Source organism: Dongia sp. agr-C8 (genome assembly GCF_054658695.1).
On sequence record NZ_BAAGHZ010000003.1, the window covers coordinates 341214 to 359481 of the forward strand.

Here is an 18268-nt window from a genome sequence, read left to right on the forward strand (position 1 = left end):
GTATGAGTACGAAAGCACCGACCAAGATGCGCGCCGCGGTTTTGCGCAAGCTGAAGACCAGGCTGAAGATCGAGCGCCTGCCGATTCCCGAGCCGGGTCCGGGCGAGATCCTGATCAAGGTCGTGGCCTGCGGCGTCTGTCACAGCGATCTCCACGCGATCGACGGCGACTGGAATCCGGGCCCGGTCCTGCCGCTCATTCCCGGCCATGAGGTTACCGGCCATGTCGCCGAGCTCGGCGCCGGCGTCACCGGTTTCCGCAAAGGCGATCCGGTCGGCGTGCCCTGGATGTGGAGCGCCTGCGGCCATTGCGAGGCCTGCCTCTCCGGCATGGAGACGGTCTGCCGCAGCGGCCAGGCCACCGGCTATTCCAAGCCGGGTGGCTATGCCGAATACATGGTGGCGCGGGCCGATTTCGTGGCACGCCTGCCGAAACGCGCCGATCTGGTCGCGATCGCGCCGATCCTCTGCGCCGGCGTCACCACCTATCGCGGCCTGAAGCGCACCAACGCGCGGCCCGGGCAATGGGTCGCCGTGGTCGGCATCGGCGGGCTCGGCCATGTGGCCGTGCAATATGCCGTTGCGATGGGCCTGCGGGTGGCCGCGGTCGACATCGACCCGAAGAAGCTGGCGCTGGCGAAGAAGCTCGGCGCCGAGTTCCTGGTCAACGCCAAGCAAGAGAATCCGGTCTCGGCGATCCGCAAGGGTATCGGCGGCGTCCACGGCGCGGTCGTGGCCGCGGTCGCCACCCAGGCCTTCGAGCAGTCGATCGGCATGCTGCGGGCCGGCGGGACCGTGGTATTCCTGGGCCTGCCCGGCGGCAAGGCCGACGAGCTGCGCGCCTCGATCGCACAGATATCCGGCCGCGAGCTCTCGGTGCGCGGCTCCAGCGTCGGCACAAGGCTCGATCTCGACGAGGCGGTCGCCTTCGCGCTGCGGGGCGAGGTCGCTGCCAAGATCGAGACCGCACCCCTGAGCGCCGCCAATGCGGTGCTGAACCGCATGCGCCGGGGCAAGATTGTGGGTCGCGTGGTGCTGACCATCGGCTAGGCGAGCGAGGACGATGTCCGACAAGGAAGGGCATGCGCATCACGATCATGCCCATGATGAATCGAGCCCGCTCTCCGATATCGCGCTGCGGGTCCGGGCGCTCGAAGACCTGCTGGTCGAGAAAGGCGTCGTCGACCGCGCGGCCCTGGACAAGATCGTCGAGACTTATGAAACGTCGATCGGCCCCAGGAACGGCGCTCGGGTCGTGGCCCGGGCCTGGAGCGATGCCGGCTACAAAGCGCGCCTGCTGACGGATGCGACGGCCGCGATCGCCGAACTCGGCTATCGCGGCCTGCAAGGCGAGAACATGGTGGTGGTCGAGAATACGCCGGCGGTCCACAACCTCGTCGTCTGCACGCTCTGCTCCTGCTATCCCTGGCCGGTCCTCGGCCTGCCGCCGGTCTGGTACAAGTCGGCGCCCTATCGTTCGCGGGTGGTCAAGGACCCGCGCGGCGTGCTCCAGGAGTTCGGAGTCTCATTGCACCCTGAGACCGAGGTCCGGGTCTGGGACAGCACCGCGGAGATCCGCTACATGGTACTGCCGATGCGCCCCGCCTCGACGGCGGGTAAGACCGAGGCCGAACTCGCGCAATTGGTCACCCGCGACGGCATGATCGGGACGGCGCCCCTTTGAACACTGTCCATGACATGGGCGGCATGGACGGGTTCGGCCCGATCGCGCGCGAGACGGAGGAGCCGGTCTTCCATGCCGAATGGGAGCGCAGGATGTTCGCGCTCGCTTTCGGAATCGCCGTCGCCGTGCCGAAGACGGAGGACGACCACTTCCGACGCGAGATCGAGAGTCTGCCGCCGGTCACCTACTTGAAGGCGAGCTACTACGAGCTCTGGTACCGCGCCTACAGCGCCATGCTGCGCCGGCATGGCTTGCTGGGCGCGGCCGCGGCCAGCGCAACAGCGCCCACGGGGCTCAACCCACCGCTGACGGCAGAGCAGGTCCGGCCGGCGATCGAGGGTGGTGCCTCGACCCGCATGCCGGACGAAGGAATCGTTGCCCGCTTCAAGGCCGGCGACGCGGTGACGGCGCGCAACATCCATCCGACCGGACATACGCGCCTGCCGCGCTATGCCCGCGGCAAGCGCGGCGTCATCCACGCCGATCGCGGCGTCTTCAGCTTCGCCGACAGCAAGGCGCGGGGCGATGGGCCTTGCCCGCAGCATCTCTACACCGTGGCCTTCACCGCCGAGACGCTCTGGGGCGCGGGCGGGCACGCGGACAAGGTCTACCTCGACCTTTGGGACGCCTACCTGGATCCCGCCATTTCCGATTAGCGATTGTATACAGCCGCTTATGTCCCGCCGCTTGGTTCGGCGGCGGGGATGATGCAGTATTGCCCGATGCGCGCCAGCGGGCGAAGACCGGCAGCGCCACCACTGTCAGGACATGGCCCCGATGACCGCGATCAAGCCGACCTTCACCGAGGAAGACGCCCTCAGCTTCCACATGCAAGGGCGGCCCGGGAAGATCGAGATCATCTCCACCAAGCCGCTGACCACCCAGCGCGATCTCTCGCTCGCCTATTCACCGGGTGTCGCCTGGCCGTGCCTCCGGATCGCCAAGGACCCGAACGCGGCCTACGACTACACCTCCAAGGGCAACCTGGTGGCGGTGATCTCCAACGGCACGGCGGTGCTGGGCCTGGGCGATCTCGGCGCGCTCGCCTCCAAGCCCGTGATGGAGGGCAAGTCCGTCCTGTTCAAGCGTTTCGCGGATATCGATTCAATCGACCTCGAGGTCGACACCAAGGACGTCGACGCCTTCGTCAACAGCGTGCGCTATCTGGGGCCCTCCTTCGGCGGCATCAATCTCGAGGACATCAAGGCGCCGGAATGCTTCATCATCGAGCAGCAGCTGCGCGAATTGATGAATATCCCGGTCTTCCATGACGACCAGCATGGCACTGCGATCATCACCGCGGCTGGCCTGATAAACGCCCTGCATCTTACCAAACGCGAGATGAAGTCTACGCGACTGGTGATCAACGGTGCCGGCGCCGCGGCGATCGCCTGCGCCGAGCTGGTGAAAGCCATGGGTATGCCGGGCGAAAACGTCATGCTCTGCGACACCAAGGGCGTCATCTATACCGGGCGCACCGAAGGCATGAACCAGTGGAAGTCGGCGCACGCCGTGACCACCAAGCTGCGCAGCCTGGAAGAGGCGATGGCCGGCGCCGATGTCTTCGTCGGCCTCTCGGTCAAGGGCGCGGTGACGCCGGAGATGGTGCGGACCATGGCCAAGCAACCGATCATCTTCGCCATGGCCAATCCCGATCCCGAGGTGACGCCGGAGGAGGTCCGCTCGGTGCGCGACGATGCGATCGTGGCGACCGGACGCAGCGACTACCCAAACCAGGTCAACAACGTCCTCGGCTTTCCCTATATCTTCCGCGGCGCCCTCGACGTGCGCGCGTCGACCATCAATGAGACCATGAAGATCGCGGCGGCGCGCGCGCTCGCCGAGCTCGCGCGCCAGGATGTGCCGGACGAGGTCGACGCCGCCTATTCCGGACGCCGCCTGCGCTTCGGCCCGGATTACATCATCCCGGTGCCGTTCGACCCGCGCCTGATCTCGCATGTGCCGCCGGCGGTTGCCCGCGCCGCGATGGACAGCGGCGTCGCGCGGCGGCCGATCATCGACATGGAAAGCTATGTCGCCTCACTGAAGGGCCGGCTCGATCCGAGCGCCGGCTCGCTGCACATGATCTTCGAGCGGGTACAGCACAACCCGAAGCGCGTGGTCTTCGCCGAGGGCGAAGAAGAGAAGGTGATCCGCGCCGCGATCGCCTTCCGCGCCGCGGGCTACGGCACGCCGGTCCTGGTGGGCCGGACCGAGCGGATCGAGGAAACCATTCGGCAATCGAGCCTTACCGACGCGGCCAATCTCGAAGTGGTCAATGCGCGGGTCTCGCCGTACAACAAGCTCTATTCCGACCGGCTCTACAACCGGCTGCAGCGCCAGGGCATCCTCACCCGCGACGCCCAGCGCATGGTGAATCAGGACCGCAATATCTTCGCCGCCTGCATGGTGGCGGAGGGGCATGCGGATGCGATGGTCACCGGCGTCACCCGCAGCTTCTATGTCTGCCTCGACGATGCGACCAAGGTGTTCGACACCCGCGAGGGCCAGACCCTGATGGCGGTCTCGATCCTGATCGCGCGCGGCCGCACCGTGCTGATCGCCGACACCTCGGTGCATGAACTGCCGACGCCCGACCAGCTCGCCGACTTCGCCGTGCAATGCGCCTCGATCGCGCGGCACCTGGGGCATGAGCCGCGGGTCGCCCTGCTCTCCTTCTCCAATTTCGGCCATCCGCCGCGGGAGAAGGCCGAGCGCATCCGCGAGGCGGTGCATGTGCTCGACGACCGTCGGGTCGATTTCGAGTATGACGGCGAGATGCAGGCCAATGTCGCCCTGAACTACGGCCTGATGAAGGAGCTCTATCCCTTCTGCCGCCTGGGCGGCCCGGCCAATGTGCTGATCATGCCGGCGCTGCATTCGGCCAACATCGTCGCCAAGCTGATGGCCGAGCTGGGCGGCACGGCGATCGGCCCGATCCTGGTCGGCCTGGAAAAGCCGGTGCAGATCGTGCAGACCGGCGCCACGGTGAACGAGATCGTCACCGCCGCCGCCTTCGCCGCCCTGGCGACGACGCCGCTCAGCCGGTGAGCATGCCGGCCGCCGCGCAGATCCGCGCCGCGGTGGTGGAAGATTGCGACGCGCTCGGCCGGCTGCACGTCCGAGGCTGGCGCGAGACCTATTCCGGCCTGATGCCCGATTGGGTGATCGAGCGGCTGACGCCGGCGGAGCGCTCGCTGCAATGGCGCAAAGGCCTGGAGCGCGGCGCCCGGGGACCCATCGTCTTCATCGCCGAGGCGGAGGATCGCTCGCCGGCCGGATTCGCCGCGGCCGGCCCGGCGCGCGATCCGGCCTTTCCCTGGCAGGCCGAGATCTATGCCGTCTACGTGCTGCGGCGCCATCAGCGCCAGGGCCTCGGCCGCGCCCTGCTCCGGCGGCTGGGCGCGGAACTGGCCGCGCGCGACCGGCGCCGAACGGGGACTTGGGTCTTGAGTGGCAATGCCCCGGCCCGGTCCTTCTATGAAACGCTCGGCGCGCAGATGGTGCATCAGCGGGTCGACGCGTCCGAAGGTTGGTCTTGCGACGAGACCGCCTATCTCTGGGATGACTTCCCGAGCGCACTGGGCTTGGAGCCGCCGCGCTGAAGGAAGCCGCCGCGGTCACGGCATTGCCGCAGCCTTGGCCGCAAAGGCCTGCTGGAATTTGCCGAGCTCGGCGCCGTCGGCGTCGCTGACGGCGGTGAAGGCAAAGCCGGCCTGCCGCCAGGCAAGCACCGAGAAGCCATCGAGCTTGGCGAGGCGCGGCGCGCGCTCGCCCGCGGCCGGACGCATGTAGAGGCTGATCAGATGCGGGCCGGCGCCGTAGACGATGGCCGGCATGGCGCGGTCGAGCGGCACGTCGAGGCGGCCGCCGACCAGGGGAAAGCCGGCGTCGCTCAAGTCCGCGACCAGGGGTGCGATCGTGGTCTTGCCCGAGAACCACGGTTTCACCGTGTGCCGGCTCGACGAAGCGACATCGATCGCATGTCCGGCCAGGAGTGCGCGCTCATGGGCGTTCACGATGCCATGGAGCCAGAGGCTCTCTTCGCTCGGCTGCTCCAGATAGAAGGTGGTGCCGCTGGAGACCATCGCCACCATCGCCGCGGCCACCGCCAGCTTCTGCCAGCTCCAGCCGCGGCGACGGACCGGCGCCTCGTCCTCTAAGCCTGAATCGAGGCTGGATTGGATCTTCTGCTGCAACCCGTCGCCCGCCGGCATGCGGGTGAGCTCGGCTTGCAGGTGGCGGCGGATCTCGCGGAACTCGGCGAGGTCGGCGCGGCATTGCGCGCAGGTCTCGAGGTGCTTCTCGAAGGCGATGGCGGCGACGGTGTCGAGTTCGCCGTCGAAATAGAGATGCAGCGATTCGCAGTCCATGATGTAGCCGAGAGGATCGAACACGCTCATCCGACGGCCTCCTTCAGTTGGATCTGCAACAGCTTGCGGCCGCGGGCGATCCGCGACATGACGGTGCCGATCGGCACCTCCAGGACCGCGGCGATCTCCTTGTAGGAGAGCTCCTCGATCTCCCGCAACAGGATTGCCTCGCGGAAATCCGGCGGCAAGGCGGCGACCGCGCGGTCGATCTGGCTGCGCAATTCGCGGGTCTCCGATTGCTGCTCGGGCGAGGGCGCCGCTTCTTCGGGACGATCCGACTCCGCTTCCGCGGGATCGCCGACCAGGGTCAAATGACGTGGCCGGTTCCTCACCATCCAGCTGGCGGTTGTGTTGCGCACGATCTGGAGCAGCCAGGGCCGCACCTTCTCGCCGGAGAAGCGGTCGAAATACTTGAACGCCCGCAACACCGCCTCCTGCGCGATGTCCTCGGCATCGGCGCGGTTTCCGGCCAGCCACCAGGCGAGGTTCACCGCATCATCGAGATGCGGCAACACCATCGCGTGGAATCTGGATTGCCGCTGCCGCGCTGTATCGGTCTGCCGCTCGCCCACACCAACTCCGGAATGACGCCTAGAGATCCTGATACCTCGGCGTGCGCGATTTTATTCCCTGCGGCGAATCTTCGGAATAGCCGGCAGCATCCTTCGGTCTTCTGGGCGTTGCTCATCCCAGAAGGATTCCTCTCCATGTCGAACAGTGCCAAATCGGACAAGTCCGTCAGCTTGCTGGCAAGCCGGCGCGACCTGCTGCGTATCGCCGCCTTCGGCGGTCTCGCTTTCGCCTCGGGCCTGCCGGGTTTCAAGGCGGCCGCCGCGGCAGCGGACTTCTATTTCGTGCAGCTGAGCGATCTGCATTGGGGCTTCGCCGACCCCAGGGTCAACCCGGACACCCGCGCCAGCCTGGAACACGCGATCGCCGCCATCAACGCGGCGAGCCCGCAGCCGGATTTCATCGTCTTCACCGGCGACCTCACGCATATGACCAAGGATCCCGCCGAGCGCCGCAAGCGCATGACCGAGGTGAAGGCAATGCTCGGCAGCCTCGCCACGAAGAGCCATGTCTATCTCGCCGGCGAGCATGATGCCGGCGCCGACCATGGCGTCGCCTTTCAGGAAGTCTTCGGCGCGCTCAACCAGAGTTTCGACCACAAGGGCTTCCACTTCATCGCCCTCGACAACGCTTCCGATCCCAAGGGCGCGCTCGGGAAGGCTCAGCTCGAATGGCTGGCGGCAGATCTCAAGGCCCATGACGCCGAGACGCCGCTGGTCGTGCTGGCGCATCGCCCGCTGTTCGACCTGAAGCGCGACTGGGACTGGTTCACGCCGGATGGCGCCGAGGCCGTCCAGCTGCTGCGGCCGTTCCGCAACGTCACCGTCTTCTACGGCCATGTGCATCAAGAGATCACCCGGCCGGATGGCAACGTCCTGCATGTCTCGGCCCGCTCGGCGATGTACCCGCTGCCGGCACCGGGCGCCCAGCCGAAGAAGGCGCCTCTGCCCTGGGATCCCGCGGCCAAGGACCACGGCATCGGCTGGCGCCAGGCCGAGAGCGGCAGCCCGATCCGCTTCGACGACCATCCCACCGCCTGATTCCAAGAAAGGACTTCATCATGCGAGAGACTTTGCGCCTCACCCTGATCGCCGCCATGCTGCTGCTCGGGGCCGCTCCTCCGGTCGTTTCCTTGGCCTTTGCCGAGGACGACACCCCGACGCCGGACAATGCCGCCAATCCGGAATACATGGCGGTGAAGGCCGAGGTCGATGCCGGCGACTACCAATCCGCGCTGACCCGGCTGATGGCGCTCGACCAGGAGACGCCCAACGATCCCGACATCCTCAACCTGATCGGCTTCTCGCTGCGCAAGACCGGCCATGCGGACCAGGCGCTCGACTATTACGGCCGCGCGCTGGCGCAGAAGCCCGACCATCTCGGCGCCAACGAGTATCTGGGCGAGCTCTATCTCGAGCTGAAGCAGCCGGCGAAGGCGGAGGAGCGGTTGGCGGTGCTGCAGCAGGCCTGCGGCGACTGCGAGGAATACCGAGAGCTGAAGGGGAGGATCGCGCAGCAGGCGGCGGACTGAGGGACGACGAAGCGCCGTCGCGATACGATGCGGCGGCTCTTCGACATTTTTCCCAACAATCTCGCTTGGAGCGCGGCGATTTGCCGTCAGCCGATGCGCGCCGGAATATTCTTCGAGGGTGTTCGTTGAAGAAGCGGCGTAATCCACGCAGCGGGGCGCGGCGCGACTAAAGCCATAGATTCTAAGCTCCGGAACGCGAAAGCGCGAAGGAAGCGCGAGTTCGCTGCGTAGGAGTTCGCATCGTCGAGTGCGAACTCTACTGGCAAAGGCAGCTTCCCCCATTATGATTCAGCGCAAGCGTATCTTCGATTTCAGCGAACGCATCTCCGACCGCCTGTTGCACCACGCGGCGCAGATCGCCTTTCCCGGACGCGGTGAGCCGCTGCCGCCGGTGTTGATGATTGCCTTGCCGAAATCGGGCAGCATCTACCTTCAGCGCGCCCTGCGCCGCACCTTGCGCGTACCGATTCACCACATCGCCGCGGCCGGCATGTCCGGGGCCACCTTTCGGCATGCCGATCTTTGCCGCTTCGAACGTGGGAATGTGGTCTGCCGCGAGCACCTGCAGCCGCGCGACTTCACCCTGAAAGTGCTGGCGCGGCACGGCGTGCGCCGGGCGGTGCTGCATGTCCGCGATCCGCGCGCGGCGATCGTGTCCTGGACCCGGCACATGGACCGGGTGCTGACGAGCCGCGGGCTCCGCTCGGTCGAGCTTTCCTGCGAGCTGCCGGTACCGGAAGATTACGGCGAATGGAGCTTCGATCAGCGCCTGGGCTGGCAGGTGGCGCAAAAGCTGCCGGGCTTCGTACGCTGGATCGAAGACTGGCTGCGCCTTGCGGAAAGCAGCCGTGACGTCGAGATCCTGGTTACCGACTACGCCGAGCTCTGCGTCGATGCCGGTCAACTCGTGCGGCGGATCCTGGACTTCAACGGCATCGAGTACGATCCCAGCTGGGTCACCATGCCCTCGACCCGATACGGCAAGAACAACATCTTCAGCATCCTGGAGCCCTGTCGCTACGGCGAGGCCAAAACTCCCGACTGGATGGCACGGATGTCGCCGGAAGCGCTGGCTGCGGCGGACGCACTGGTTCCGGCGCGGCTGCGCGAACGTTTCGGCTGGACGAAGATTGCGAGCCGGGCGGCTCCGCACCGCCCGGCCTCGATGCTCAGTTCGACATCACGGTGATGTCGCGGAGGTAATAGGCGCCGCCGGAATTGATGAACAGCAGCCCGGCCATGTCGCCCTTGATCGAGGTGTCGGTCGCGGTCGCGACCTCCTTGTCGTCGAGCTTCACCGCCATCTTGCCCGCCGCGTCGCGGGTGAAGAGCAGAGTATGCGGCTTGCCGTCCTCGAGATTGACGATGCTGTTCAGGCTGCCCAGCGTGGTCGCCCCGGCCGAGGTCACTTTCTGAATCGCGATGCCCGGCGCCGCACCCGGCTGATAGACCATGCGATAGAGCGTCGAGCCCGAGGCCCCCTGATAAGCGCCGAGGTTGAGCCCGCCCTGCTTGTCCTTCGAGGTCAAGGTCACCTTGAGGCTGAAGGCATTCGGGATCTTGACCGGCGTATAGATCGAGGCGAACTGGTTCTGCGCGGTGCCTTGCTGGTTCGAGAGCAGCGCGCCGAGCACGTTGTTGAGATTGACCTTCTGCGGCCGCACCTTGCTGACCAGCCCCTTGTTGGTGCCGCCCTGGTCGATCGCCCAGGTGCCGGCGCTGACTTTCCAGGTCGGGTTGCTGGTGTAGTCGCCGTCGCTGAAATCGTCGGCGAAGATCTTGGTGGCCGGTGCCGCGGCACCACCGGAGTTCTGCATCGCCTCGTATTTCGCGACTGTCGCTTTAAGGTCCTCGAGGAAGTCCGGCGATGCCGCCTGCGACTGCTCCGCCGCGGCGATCTTGGTCTTCAGCTCCGCGATCATGCTCTTCATCTGCTGGCCCGCGGCGCCGGCCCAGGGCTTGTAGGTCTGGGTGGTGGTGCCGGCGGCGTCCTCGGCCAGGACGGCGGGCGTCGTCGTCAAGGCCATCAGGCTGACGACGCTCGCCGCAAGCAGCAGCCGAAACTTGTGATTCTGCGAAGTTTTCATGACATCCTCCCCTCGACCAATGGAATTCCGCTACTTTGGTTGCCGCTCGAATCGCCCGAGCGTGCTGCCTAGCATACAGCGGACATTATGTGGGCTCTCATGCGTTTGCCGAAGCTTATTCTGTCCTCGATCGGTGCCCAGGGCGGCCGCAAGGCCGAGGACCCGGCGCCGGCCGGCGGAGCGGATGCTCTGGTGAACGGGGCGGCCGTCGAATCGCTCGGCCGCATGCTGGAATCGATCCCGGCACCCCTCTTCGCCCTCGACCATAACCGCCAGGTGGTGGCCGCCAATGCCGCCGCCGGCAGGCTGTTCGGCGGTACCATCACCGGGCGCAACCTCTTGGCCTTCCTGCGCCATCCGCCGCTGGTGGACGCGGTCGAAGCCTGCGAGGCCGGCCGGTCGGTCGAGCCGGTCGATCTGCCGGAAAGCCAGGGCCGCAGCGGCCAGCGCCGGCTGGTGGCGCGCCTGCAGGCGATCCGGCCGCCGATGGCCGGGGCTTCGGTGATGGTGCTGCTGGAGGACATCACGGCGGCCGAACGGGCGCTCACCTTGCGGCGCGATTTCGTCGCCAATGTCAGCCATGAATTGAAGACCCCGATCGCGGCGCTGCTCGGCTTCATCGAGACGCTGATGGGGCCGGCGCGGGACGATCCGCTGGCGCGCCAGCGCTTCCTCGGCATCATGCGCGGCGAGGCCGAGCGGATGAACCGCCTGGTCTCCGAGCTGCTGTCCCTCTCACGCATCGAGATGAACGAGCATCAGCCGCCTTCGGGCCGGGCCGATCTCGGCAATATCCTGAAGACAGTGCGGGACAGCCTCTCCCTCAAGGCGGAGCAGCGGCAGATCCGGATCGCCTTCCCCGGCCTCGCCGAGCTGCCGACCATCCCGGGCGATTCCGACGAGCTGACCCAGGCAATCCAGAACCTGGTCGATAACGCGATCAAATACAGCCCGGAAGGCGGCGAGGTCCTGGTGCGCTTCGAGCGGATCGAGGATCCGGTCGCCTGCCGGGAGAAGCTGCAGGGCATCCGCTCGCCCAAGGCGATGATCTCGCTGAGCGTCGCCGACCAGGGCGAAGGGATCGGCAAGGAGCATATCCCGCGCCTGACCGAGCGCTTCTACCGGGTCGATGCCGCCCGCTCCCGGGAGCTCGGCGGGACCGGCCTTGGGCTTGCCATCGTGAAGCATATCGTCAACCGGCACCGGGGCAGCCTGGACATCGAGTCCGAGCCCGGAAAAGGCAGCGTTTTCACGCTGTTCCTGCCCGCCTAGGTTCAGCCACCGCCCGGAAGCCCGCGTGGAAATCCACCCGGGGCTTCGTCACGGAAGCGTCATACAAGGGCAACATTGGCGTCATTGGAGGGACTTAAATTGCCGGGCGCGGACAGGTGCGTCCGAGTCCATGGCGGCTGCCTTGGGCATTCATAAAACTGTCACAAAACGGTAGTATCTATGCCGAACAAAGCTTTGGACGCCGCGCACGAGAACCCGAACATGGCCCATGACCACACGGTGAAGAGCTTCGACGTCGAGCTGCGACGCCTGGTCCAGGAGATCGCCCAGATGGGCGGCCTGGCCGAGGAGCAGCTCGCCCAGGCGATCGACGCGCTGGCGCGGCGGGATTCCGAGGCCGCCACCAAGGTGATCGAGAGCGACCGCCGCATCGATACGATGGAGCACGAGGCGGGCAACCTCGCGGTGCGCATCCTGGCCCTGCGCCAGCCGATGGCGACCGATCTCCGCGAGGTCGTGGCCGCGATCAAGATTTCCTCCGACATCGAGCGCATCGGCGATTATGCGAAGAACATCGCCAAGCGCGCGCTGCAGCTCAACCAGCTCGGCCCGTTGCGTCCGGTCTCGTCGATTCCACGGATGGGGCGCCTCGCGCAACAGATCGTCAAGGACGTGCTCGACGCCTATGTCGAGAAGGACGCGGCGCTGGCAATGGCGGCGTGGCGGCGCGACGAGGAGATCGACGATCTCTACACCTCGCTGTTCCGCGAGTTGCTCACCTACATGATGGAAGACCCGCGGAACATCGGGCCTTCCACCCATCTGCTCTTCATCGCCAAGAACATCGAACGCATCGGGGACCACGCCACCAACATCGCCGAGACCGTCCACTTCCTGGCGCTCGGCCGCACGATCGACGAAACCAGACCGAAGGGCGATACCACGAATGTTGCAATCGATGGCTGACCGAACCCGTCCCGCCCATGCGGGGCGGGAGACCGATCGCGACCCCGCCAACCGGCCGACGGTGCTGGTGGTGGAAGACGAGCCGGCGCTGCTGGCGCTGCTGCGCTACAACCTCGAGAGCGAAGGCTACCGGGTCCTCGAAGCCAAGAACGGCGAAGAAGGCCTGACCCTGATCCGCGAGACCAAGCCCGACCTGGTGCTGCTCGACTGGATGCTGCCGTTCCTTTCAGGCATCGAGGTCTGCCGGCAGATGCGCCGGCTGCCCGACCTGAAGTCGATCGCCGTGATCATGCTCACCGCCAAGAGCGAGGAGGCCGACAAGCTGCGCGGCCTCGAGGTCGGCGCCGACGACTACGTGACCAAGCCGTTCAGCCCGAGCGAGCTGATGGCGCGGGTGAAAGCGGTCTTGCGCCGCGCCCGGCCGCAGCTCTCGACCGAGACGCTGGCCTACAAGGATCTCTCGATGGATCTTGCGACCCATCGGGTGAAGCGGATGGAGAAGGACGTGCATCTCGGCCCGACCGAGTTCCGCCTGCTCCGCTTCCTGATGGAGAACCAGGGCCGCGTCTTCTCGCGCGAGCAGCTCTTGGACCATGTCTGGGGCCGCGACATCTATGTCGAGCCGCGGACCGTGGACGTGCATATCCGCCGCTTGCGCAAGGCGATCAACATCGAGGGTGCGGCCGACGTGATCCGCACCGTGCGCGCCGCCGGCTATTCGCTCGACGTCGAGGGCTAAGTCGCTTCCGGCTTCTTATCGGAATGGCCGAGCGGCTTCTCCGGCGCGACCACGTCGCGCACGATCTGCTTCAGCAGCTTGATGTCGGGGAAGCGCCCTTCGGCCTTGCGCGACCAGAGCAGCTTGCCGCCGCTCCGCACCTCGAAGATGCCGCCAGTGCCGGGCACCAAGGTCACGCCGCCGATCTCGGTCTCGAAGGTGGTGAGCAGCTCCTGCGCCATCCAGGCCGCGCGCAACAGCCAGCGGCATTGGGTGCAGTATTCGATCTCGATCCGCGGAAGGTCGGTCATGCGGCCGGCGCCTGGTCCGGCACCAGCTTCTTCTCGTTGGGATAGAGACGCGTGATCCAGACGAGGAAGACCAGGCCCGGGATCGCCATCAGCGCCGTCGCCGCCCAGAACTCCACCCAGGGCATGTGGTCGGCGAGCCAGCCGCTGCCGCTCGACATCAGGGTACGGCCATAGGCCATGAACGAGGTGAGCAACGCGTATTGCGTCGCTGTGAAGGCGCGGTTGCAGAGATCGGAGAGATAGGCGACGAAGGCCGCCGCGGCGAGGCCGCCGGCGAGGTTGTCGGCGCTGATCGCAATGCCGAGCCAGAGCAGGTCGTGCCCTTGCATCGCCAGCATGCTGAACAGCAGATTGGTGACGGCCTGGAGCACACCGCCGATCATCAGGGTCTTGAAGACGCCGATCCGCGCCACGACAGCGCCGCCGACGATGGTGCCGAGCGCGGTCGCGAGCACGCCCCAGACCTTGGTGATGGCGGCGATCTCGACGCCGGTGAAGCCGATCTCGTTGTAGAACGGCGTCGCCATCGTGCCGCCGAAGGCATCGCCGAATTTGTAGAACAGGATGAAGATCAGGATGATCACCCATCCCGGCCGGCGGACGAAGTCCATGAAGGGCTGGACCACCGACCTGTCGATCCATGCGCCATAGGTTCCCCCGGGTATCATGCGCTGAACGGTCGGCGCCGTGGCGGCGTGACGATCGGGCTCCGGTACGAACAGGGTGAAGACGGCACAAATCAGAATGGCGCCGGCAAGAAACGCGAACACCACCTGCCAGCTGACGAAATCCGAGAGCGCAACCGCACCGGCACCGGCGAGCAGCAGGCCGATGCGATAGCCGACCTGGGTCGAGCCCGCGCCGGCGCCCTGCTCTTCCGGCTTCAGGATCTCGATGCGATAGGCGTCGACGACGATGTCCTGGCTGGCCGAGAAGAAGGCAACGGCCAGCACAACGATGGCCGTCATCTGCGGATCGATCGCCGGATCGGTGAAGCCGAGCGCGAAGATTGCCGCGGCGAGGAACAGCTGCAGCAGGAACAGCCAGCCCTTGCGTTGGCCGAGGAGCCGCGTCAGCACCGGCAGCGGCATCTGATCGATTGCCGGCGACCAGAGGAACTTGAAGGTGTAGGGCGTGCCGGCCAGAGCGAAGAGACCGATCGTGGTCTTGTCGATGCCGACTTTGGAGAGCCAGTAGGACAAGGTCGAGAGCGTGAGCAGGAGCGGCAGCCCACTGGCGAAGCCCATCACCAGAATGATGAACTGGCGCGGCTCCAGATAGACGGCGAGCGCCTGACCCCAGCTCTTGCGTGGAGTTGCCGTCGACTCGCTCATAGGTTCAGCTCCTTCACGCGGATGCTGAATCATCGCGGGTGATTCGGCAATCTCGGTTCTTGGCCAATCGGTTCTTGGCCAATCAGTTCTTGGAGTGCGCGAAGTCCCAGTAGAGGCGGCGCGCCAGGGAGTAGATGGCGCCGATCGGCTTCTCGCGGTCTTCGACGCCGGTCACCGGCAGAACCTTGCCGTAGTTGCCGGAGGAGAAGACCTCGTCGGCCTCCAGGACTTCCTCGAAGCGGAAGCTGCGCTCGTAGACCGGCACGCCGGCGGCGGTGAAGAGCTTGATCAGCCGCTGCCGGGTGATGCCGTTGAGGAAAGTGCCGTTCGGCGCCGGGGTGATGGCGGCGCCGTCCTTGGCGATCCAGAGATTGGCGGCGCTGTATTCCGCGACATTGCCCAAGGGGTCGAGCATGACCGCGTCGTCGAAGCCCCTGGAGACGGCTTCGCCCGCGGCGCGCCCGGCCTGGGCATAGAGGCAGACCGCCTTCGCATCGGTCGGCGCGCTCTCCGGCGAGGGGCGGCGGAACTTGGAGAGTGTCACGCGAAACGGCTTCGGCTCCGGCATCGGCGTCGCGGTCAGCGAGATCGCGATCCGCGTGCTGGCCGGATCGGGCTGCATCCAGCCGGCGGTCGACCACAGGAAGGGACGGATATAGAGCGCGGTGCCGCGCGGGAACTTCGCCACGCCGTCCAGCACGATCTCCTGAATCTCGCCAGCCGAGAGCGGCGAGGCGAGTCCCAAGTTGCGCGCCGAGCGCACCGCGCGGGCGCAATGCAGATCAAGATCCGGGGTCACGCCTTCGAAGGCGCGCGCGCCGTCGAACACGCCGCCCATCAGCCAGGTCGCGTGGTCGAAGGCCCTGAGGATGTAGGGATCGCCCTTCACCCAGCTGCCGTCTATGAAATGCAGCGCATCGGGCACGATGGCGCTCACGATAGATCCTCCCGGTACTTCCGCCGCACCCCTTCTCCACTCCGCCGGCTCACTGTCCGTCGGATTGTCAAACCTCGGGTGTCGCTTGGAAGTCTGACTGCGTTCAGCCGCCTTGCTGCGGCGTGGTCGAGAGGATCAACGGTAGCGGGGCCGGAGCCGCGCGGTCAAGCCAGCGCTTGATCGCAAACGAAACGGCGGCCAACCAGGGCCGCCGCACCGTCGTGAAACCGTTCGTCGCTGCCGAATTACTGGCTGGCCCAGAGAATGCGGGCGATCCAGCGGGTCTGCGCCGCAGGCACGTATTCGCCGGCGCCGGAGGAGGCCACCGGCTCGAGCAGCACGCCGTCGGCGTCCTGGCGGCCGACGCGGCGGATGCGGACCGAGCCGTCGCCGCTCTGCACCACGACGCGATCGCCGCGACGGATCTCGGCGCTGGGCGACACCACGACGACGTCGCCATCGCGATAGATCGGGTCGAGCTCGCGGCCGCTGATCTCGATCGCGAAGGCGCCGCGGTCGTTGACCGTGCCGAAGCTCATGCGGCCCCAGCTTTCGCCTTTCGGCTGGCCGTCGGTGCTGAAGCATTCGCCTTCGCCGAGGCGCTCCAGGGCGATGATCGGCAGGGCGCGCGCCGTCGGGCGCGCCGCCATGCGGCCGGCGCCGAGCGCATCGTCATAGCCGCTGGCGCCGCTGCCCGCGGCACCGGTCAGCTGCACGAAGCTCGAAAAGCTCTCGCCGGTTACCGCCAGAATCTTCGCGACCGATTCCGTGCTCGGCCAACGCGGCCGCCCTTCCCGGGTGATGCGCTTCGACGGGTTGAAAGCGGTCGGATCGAGGCCCGCGCGCCGCGCCAGGCCCGAGGCCGAGAGCCCGTGCTTGGCGGCAAGCCGGTCGATGCCGCGCCACACATCGCCATGCTGCAGCATCTGCGTGTGGATGATTGGATTGTTCACGCGCCCCTCCTCGTCATTCGGCTCGCTCGCCAACTTGGCCATCGTCATCTGCCAGTCCCCAGTCGCCCTGCTCCAAAGCACCTGCGCGAAGCAGGGCGGGTGTCACCGGCCACCATTGATTTCATGGGCCGGTGATAATCGATAATCGGGTCTGATACAGCGCCCAGGCCGCGGCAGCGGATCCGATTGACTCGCGAGGGCAGTTTAAAGATTCGGTCTTCAGGAATAAATGGCGCTACTGGGAAAAAGATGACGGTGCCAGCACAATTTGGTGCTGTTTTGGCAGATTTTGGTATCCAGTTGGAGCCACCCATTCGCAAATTGCGAAAAATCTGGTCTGTGAATGGTTATGCCGAACGCCAAGCCTTCGGTTCAAGTCTACAATCCTGTCACGCCTCGCTTTTTGCGAATCGCATGCAGCTGATAGCTTTTGCACAAGTCCTCTTCATCGGGGCCTCTTCAACAGGCCTCAGCAGCGGCGGTGGCGATGCTATATCAACGGGCTTTCCCGCTCCTCGACCGGATCGATCCGGAGCGGGCGCACCGGCTGGCGCTCGCCGCGCTGAAAACCGGCCTCCTCGGCAGCAATCGGCGACCTGACCCTCCCAGCCTGGCCCAGACCCTGTTCGGCATGGGCTTCCCCAACCCGGTCGGTCTGGCCGCCGGCTTCGACAAGGACGGCGAGGTCTATCGTCAAACGCTCAAGCTCGGTTTCGGTTTCGTCGAGCTGGGCAGCGTCACGCCGAAACCGCAGCCGGGCAATCCACGACCGCGGCTCTTCCGCCTCACCGCCGACCGTGCGGTGATCAACCGGATGGGGTTCAACAACCGTGGCATCGCCGCGATGGCGGAGCGGCTGAAGTCCCGCAACACGGCGCAGGGCATCGTCGGCATCAATCTCGGCAAGAACAAGGACCAGACCGACGCCGCCGCGGATTATGCCACAGGCACGAAGCTGCTGGGTCCGCTTGCCGACTATCTGGTGATCAACGTCTCCTCGCCGAACACGCCGGGCCTGCGCGCCCTGCAGAGTCGCGACGCGCTCGCTGCACTGATCGCAGCGGTGCTGGAAGCGCGCGCCACGCTCGCGCGTCGGCCGCCGCTGCTCCTGAAGATCGCGCCCGATCTGACCGATGCCGACCGCCAGGACATCGCCGAAGTGGCGCTCGCTTCCGGCCTCGATGGGCTCATCGTCAGCAACACGACGATTGCTCGGCCCGCCGGCCTCGATCCGCGCTTTGCGCAGGAAGCGGGTGGGCTCAGCGGCCGGCCGTTGTTCGAACCAGCGACCGAGATCCTGCGCGATATCTATCGCCGCACCGGCGGCGAGCTGCCGATCATCGGCGTCGGCGGAACCAGCAACGCCGCGGACGCCTATGCCAAGATCCGCGCCGGCGCCAGCCTGGTACAGCTCTACACCGCCCTGGTGTTCGAAGGCCCGGGCCTGGTGCAGCGGATCAAGCAGGGGCTCGCGGAGCTGCTGGCGCGCGACGGCTTTGCCAACATCGCGGATGCGGTTGGCGCCGATCATCATTGATGGTTTAAGGTGCTGTTAACCATCATGGGATAAGC

General features: G+C 66.3%; 19 protein-coding genes. 12 read left to right on the plus strand and 7 right to left on the minus strand.

The window, feature by feature from the left end:
- The first annotated feature begins 2 nt into the window (after positions 1–2).
- From ACYQ4T_RS15810 to ACYQ4T_RS15830, 5 genes are all read left to right on the plus strand, one after another.
- The gene (locus tag ACYQ4T_RS15810) at positions 3–1049 is read left to right on the plus strand and encodes an alcohol dehydrogenase catalytic domain-containing protein (RefSeq protein ID WP_459855951.1); all 1047 of its coding nucleotides are present in this window, start codon (positions 3–5) and stop codon (positions 1047–1049) included.
- A 13-nt stretch (positions 1050–1062) separates the two neighbouring features.
- Entirely contained in the window at positions 1063–1683 is a 621-nt protein-coding gene (nthA, locus tag ACYQ4T_RS15815; RefSeq protein WP_459855953.1) for a nitrile hydratase subunit alpha, read from the plus strand.
- Complete coding sequence (gene nthB / locus ACYQ4T_RS15820; RefSeq protein WP_459855955.1) at positions 1680–2339, plus strand: nitrile hydratase subunit beta; 660 nt, start codon at positions 1680–1682, stop codon at positions 2337–2339. Before nthA ends, nthB begins: the two co-directional genes overlap by 4 nt.
- Positions 2340–2460: 121 nt before the next feature.
- Complete coding sequence (locus ACYQ4T_RS15825) at positions 2461–4734, plus strand: NADP-dependent malic enzyme (protein WP_459855957.1); 2274 nt, start codon at positions 2461–2463, stop codon at positions 4732–4734.
- Between the two features lie 2 nt (positions 4735–4736).
- Positions 4737–5288 carry an N-acetyltransferase family protein gene (locus ACYQ4T_RS15830; RefSeq protein ID WP_459855960.1) on the plus strand — a complete coding sequence of 184 codons (552 nt, stop codon included), beginning with the start codon at positions 4737–4739 and terminating at the stop codon, positions 5286–5288.
- 15 nt (positions 5289–5303) lie between these two features.
- Here the strand turns inward: ACYQ4T_RS15830 and ACYQ4T_RS15835 are convergent, their stop codons facing one another.
- Together ACYQ4T_RS15835 and ACYQ4T_RS15840 are read right to left on the minus strand one after the other, a co-directional pair.
- Entirely contained in the window at positions 5304–6086 is a 783-nt protein-coding gene (locus ACYQ4T_RS15835) for an anti-sigma factor family protein (RefSeq protein ID WP_459855962.1), read from the minus strand.
- Positions 6083–6574, minus strand: coding sequence for a sigma-70 family RNA polymerase sigma factor (locus ACYQ4T_RS15840; RefSeq protein ID WP_459855965.1), 492 nt, complete (start codon positions 6572–6574; stop codon positions 6083–6085). The genes ACYQ4T_RS15835 and ACYQ4T_RS15840 overlap by 4 nt, the downstream gene beginning before the upstream one ends.
- A 189-nt stretch (positions 6575–6763) precedes the next feature.
- Here ACYQ4T_RS15840 and ACYQ4T_RS15845 point away from each other — a divergent pair, with 189 nt between their 5' ends.
- The 3 genes from ACYQ4T_RS15845 to ACYQ4T_RS15855 all read left to right on the plus strand — a co-directional run bounded on the left by ACYQ4T_RS15845 (position 6764) and on the right by ACYQ4T_RS15855 (position 9346).
- Complete coding sequence (locus ACYQ4T_RS15845) at positions 6764–7666, plus strand: metallophosphoesterase family protein (protein WP_459855967.1); 903 nt, start codon at positions 6764–6766, stop codon at positions 7664–7666.
- A 20-nt stretch (positions 7667–7686) separates the two neighbouring features.
- A complete protein-coding gene (locus ACYQ4T_RS15850) occupies positions 7687–8157 on the plus strand; it encodes a tetratricopeptide repeat protein (protein WP_459855969.1) in 471 nt (156 codons plus the stop codon).
- Between the two features lie 283 nt (positions 8158–8440).
- Positions 8441–9346 carry a sulfotransferase domain-containing protein gene (locus tag ACYQ4T_RS15855; RefSeq protein ID WP_459855972.1) on the plus strand — a complete coding sequence of 302 codons (906 nt, stop codon included), beginning with the start codon at positions 8441–8443 and terminating at the stop codon, positions 9344–9346.
- On the opposite strand, the gene ACYQ4T_RS15860 is transcribed toward ACYQ4T_RS15855, so the two are convergent.
- The gene (locus ACYQ4T_RS15860; RefSeq protein ID WP_459855974.1) at positions 9327–10244 is read right to left on the minus strand and encodes a hypothetical protein; all 918 of its coding nucleotides are present in this window, start codon (positions 10242–10244) and stop codon (positions 9327–9329) included. The two genes, ACYQ4T_RS15855 and ACYQ4T_RS15860, sit on opposite strands and share 20 nt — an antisense overlap.
- 99 nt (positions 10245–10343) lie before the next feature.
- Here ACYQ4T_RS15860 and ACYQ4T_RS15865 point away from each other — a divergent pair, with 99 nt between their 5' ends.
- The 3 genes from ACYQ4T_RS15865 (at position 10344) to phoB (ending at position 13182) form a co-directional block, all read left to right on the plus strand.
- Complete coding sequence (locus ACYQ4T_RS15865; RefSeq protein ID WP_459855977.1) at positions 10344–11516, plus strand: ATP-binding protein; 1173 nt, start codon at positions 10344–10346, stop codon at positions 11514–11516.
- A gap of 222 nt (positions 11517–11738) precedes the next feature.
- A complete protein-coding gene (gene phoU / locus ACYQ4T_RS15870) occupies positions 11739–12443 on the plus strand; it encodes a phosphate signaling complex protein PhoU (RefSeq protein ID WP_459855980.1) in 705 nt (234 codons plus the stop codon).
- Positions 12436–13182 carry a phosphate regulon transcriptional regulator PhoB gene (phoB, locus tag ACYQ4T_RS15875; RefSeq protein WP_459855983.1) on the plus strand — a complete coding sequence of 249 codons (747 nt, stop codon included), beginning with the start codon at positions 12436–12438 and terminating at the stop codon, positions 13180–13182. Before phoU ends, phoB begins: the two co-directional genes overlap by 8 nt.
- On the opposite strand, the gene ACYQ4T_RS15880 is transcribed toward phoB, so the two are convergent.
- From ACYQ4T_RS15880 to ACYQ4T_RS15895, 4 genes are all read right to left on the minus strand, one after another.
- Complete coding sequence (locus tag ACYQ4T_RS15880) at positions 13179–13472, minus strand: Rdx family protein (RefSeq protein WP_459855985.1); 294 nt, start codon at positions 13470–13472, stop codon at positions 13179–13181. The two genes, phoB and ACYQ4T_RS15880, sit on opposite strands and share 4 nt — an antisense overlap.
- A complete protein-coding gene (locus ACYQ4T_RS15885; protein ID WP_459855988.1) occupies positions 13469–14806 on the minus strand; it encodes an AmpG family muropeptide MFS transporter in 1338 nt (445 codons plus the stop codon). Before ACYQ4T_RS15885 ends, ACYQ4T_RS15880 begins: the two co-directional genes overlap by 4 nt.
- A gap of 82 nt (positions 14807–14888) precedes the next feature.
- A complete protein-coding gene (locus ACYQ4T_RS15890) occupies positions 14889–15743 on the minus strand; it encodes a branched-chain amino acid aminotransferase (RefSeq protein WP_459855991.1) in 855 nt (284 codons plus the stop codon).
- 245 nt (positions 15744–15988) lie between these two features.
- Positions 15989–16744 (minus strand): S24 family peptidase, encoded by a 756-nt coding sequence (locus ACYQ4T_RS15895; protein ID WP_459855994.1) that lies wholly within the window; start codon positions 16742–16744, stop codon positions 15989–15991.
- A gap of 433 nt (positions 16745–17177) precedes the next feature.
- On the opposite strand from ACYQ4T_RS15895, the gene ACYQ4T_RS15900 reads away from it, so the two are divergent.
- Positions 17178–18233: a quinone-dependent dihydroorotate dehydrogenase gene (locus ACYQ4T_RS15900; protein WP_459855997.1), complete on the plus strand. Its 1056-nt coding sequence runs from the start codon at positions 17178–17180 to the stop codon at positions 18231–18233.
- Positions 18234–18268: the final 35 nt, after the last annotated feature.

Coding starts and splice junctions, on each gene's coding strand:
- ACYQ4T_RS15855 (WP_459855972.1), top strand. CDS start 8,441: ATGATTCAGCGCAAGCGTATCTTCGATTTCAGCGAACGCATCTCCGAC.
- ACYQ4T_RS15825 (WP_459855957.1), top strand. CDS start 2,461: ATGACCGCGATCAAGCCGACCTTCACCGAGGAAGACGCCCTCAGCTTC.
- ACYQ4T_RS15845 (WP_459855967.1), top strand. CDS start 6,764: ATGTCGAACAGTGCCAAATCGGACAAGTCCGTCAGCTTGCTGGCAAGC.
- ACYQ4T_RS15885 (WP_459855988.1), bottom strand. CDS start 14,806: ATGAGCGAGTCGACGGCAACTCCACGCAAGAGCTGGGGTCAGGCGCTC.
- ACYQ4T_RS15840 (WP_459855965.1), bottom strand. CDS start 6,574: ATGGTGTTGCCGCATCTCGATGATGCGGTGAACCTCGCCTGGTGGCTG.
- ACYQ4T_RS15895 (WP_459855994.1), bottom strand. CDS start 16,744: ATGACGATGGCCAAGTTGGCGAGCGAGCCGAATGACGAGGAGGGGCGC.
- ACYQ4T_RS15860 (WP_459855974.1), bottom strand. CDS start 10,244: ATGAAAACTTCGCAGAATCACAAGTTTCGGCTGCTGCTTGCGGCGAGC.
- phoU (WP_459855980.1), top strand. CDS start 11,739: ATGGCCCATGACCACACGGTGAAGAGCTTCGACGTCGAGCTGCGACGC.
- nthA (WP_459855953.1), top strand. CDS start 1,063: ATGTCCGACAAGGAAGGGCATGCGCATCACGATCATGCCCATGATGAA.
- phoB (WP_459855983.1), top strand. CDS start 12,436: ATGGCTGACCGAACCCGTCCCGCCCATGCGGGGCGGGAGACCGATCGC.
- ACYQ4T_RS15865 (WP_459855977.1), top strand. CDS start 10,344: ATGCGTTTGCCGAAGCTTATTCTGTCCTCGATCGGTGCCCAGGGCGGC.
- ACYQ4T_RS15835 (WP_459855962.1), bottom strand. CDS start 6,086: ATGAGCGTGTTCGATCCTCTCGGCTACATCATGGACTGCGAATCGCTG.
- ACYQ4T_RS15880 (WP_459855985.1), bottom strand. CDS start 13,472: ATGACCGACCTTCCGCGGATCGAGATCGAATACTGCACCCAATGCCGC.
- ACYQ4T_RS15830 (WP_459855960.1), top strand. CDS start 4,737: ATGCCGGCCGCCGCGCAGATCCGCGCCGCGGTGGTGGAAGATTGCGAC.
- ACYQ4T_RS15850 (WP_459855969.1), top strand. CDS start 7,687: ATGCGAGAGACTTTGCGCCTCACCCTGATCGCCGCCATGCTGCTGCTC.
- ACYQ4T_RS15810 (WP_459855951.1), top strand. CDS start 3: ATGAGTACGAAAGCACCGACCAAGATGCGCGCCGCGGTTTTGCGCAAG.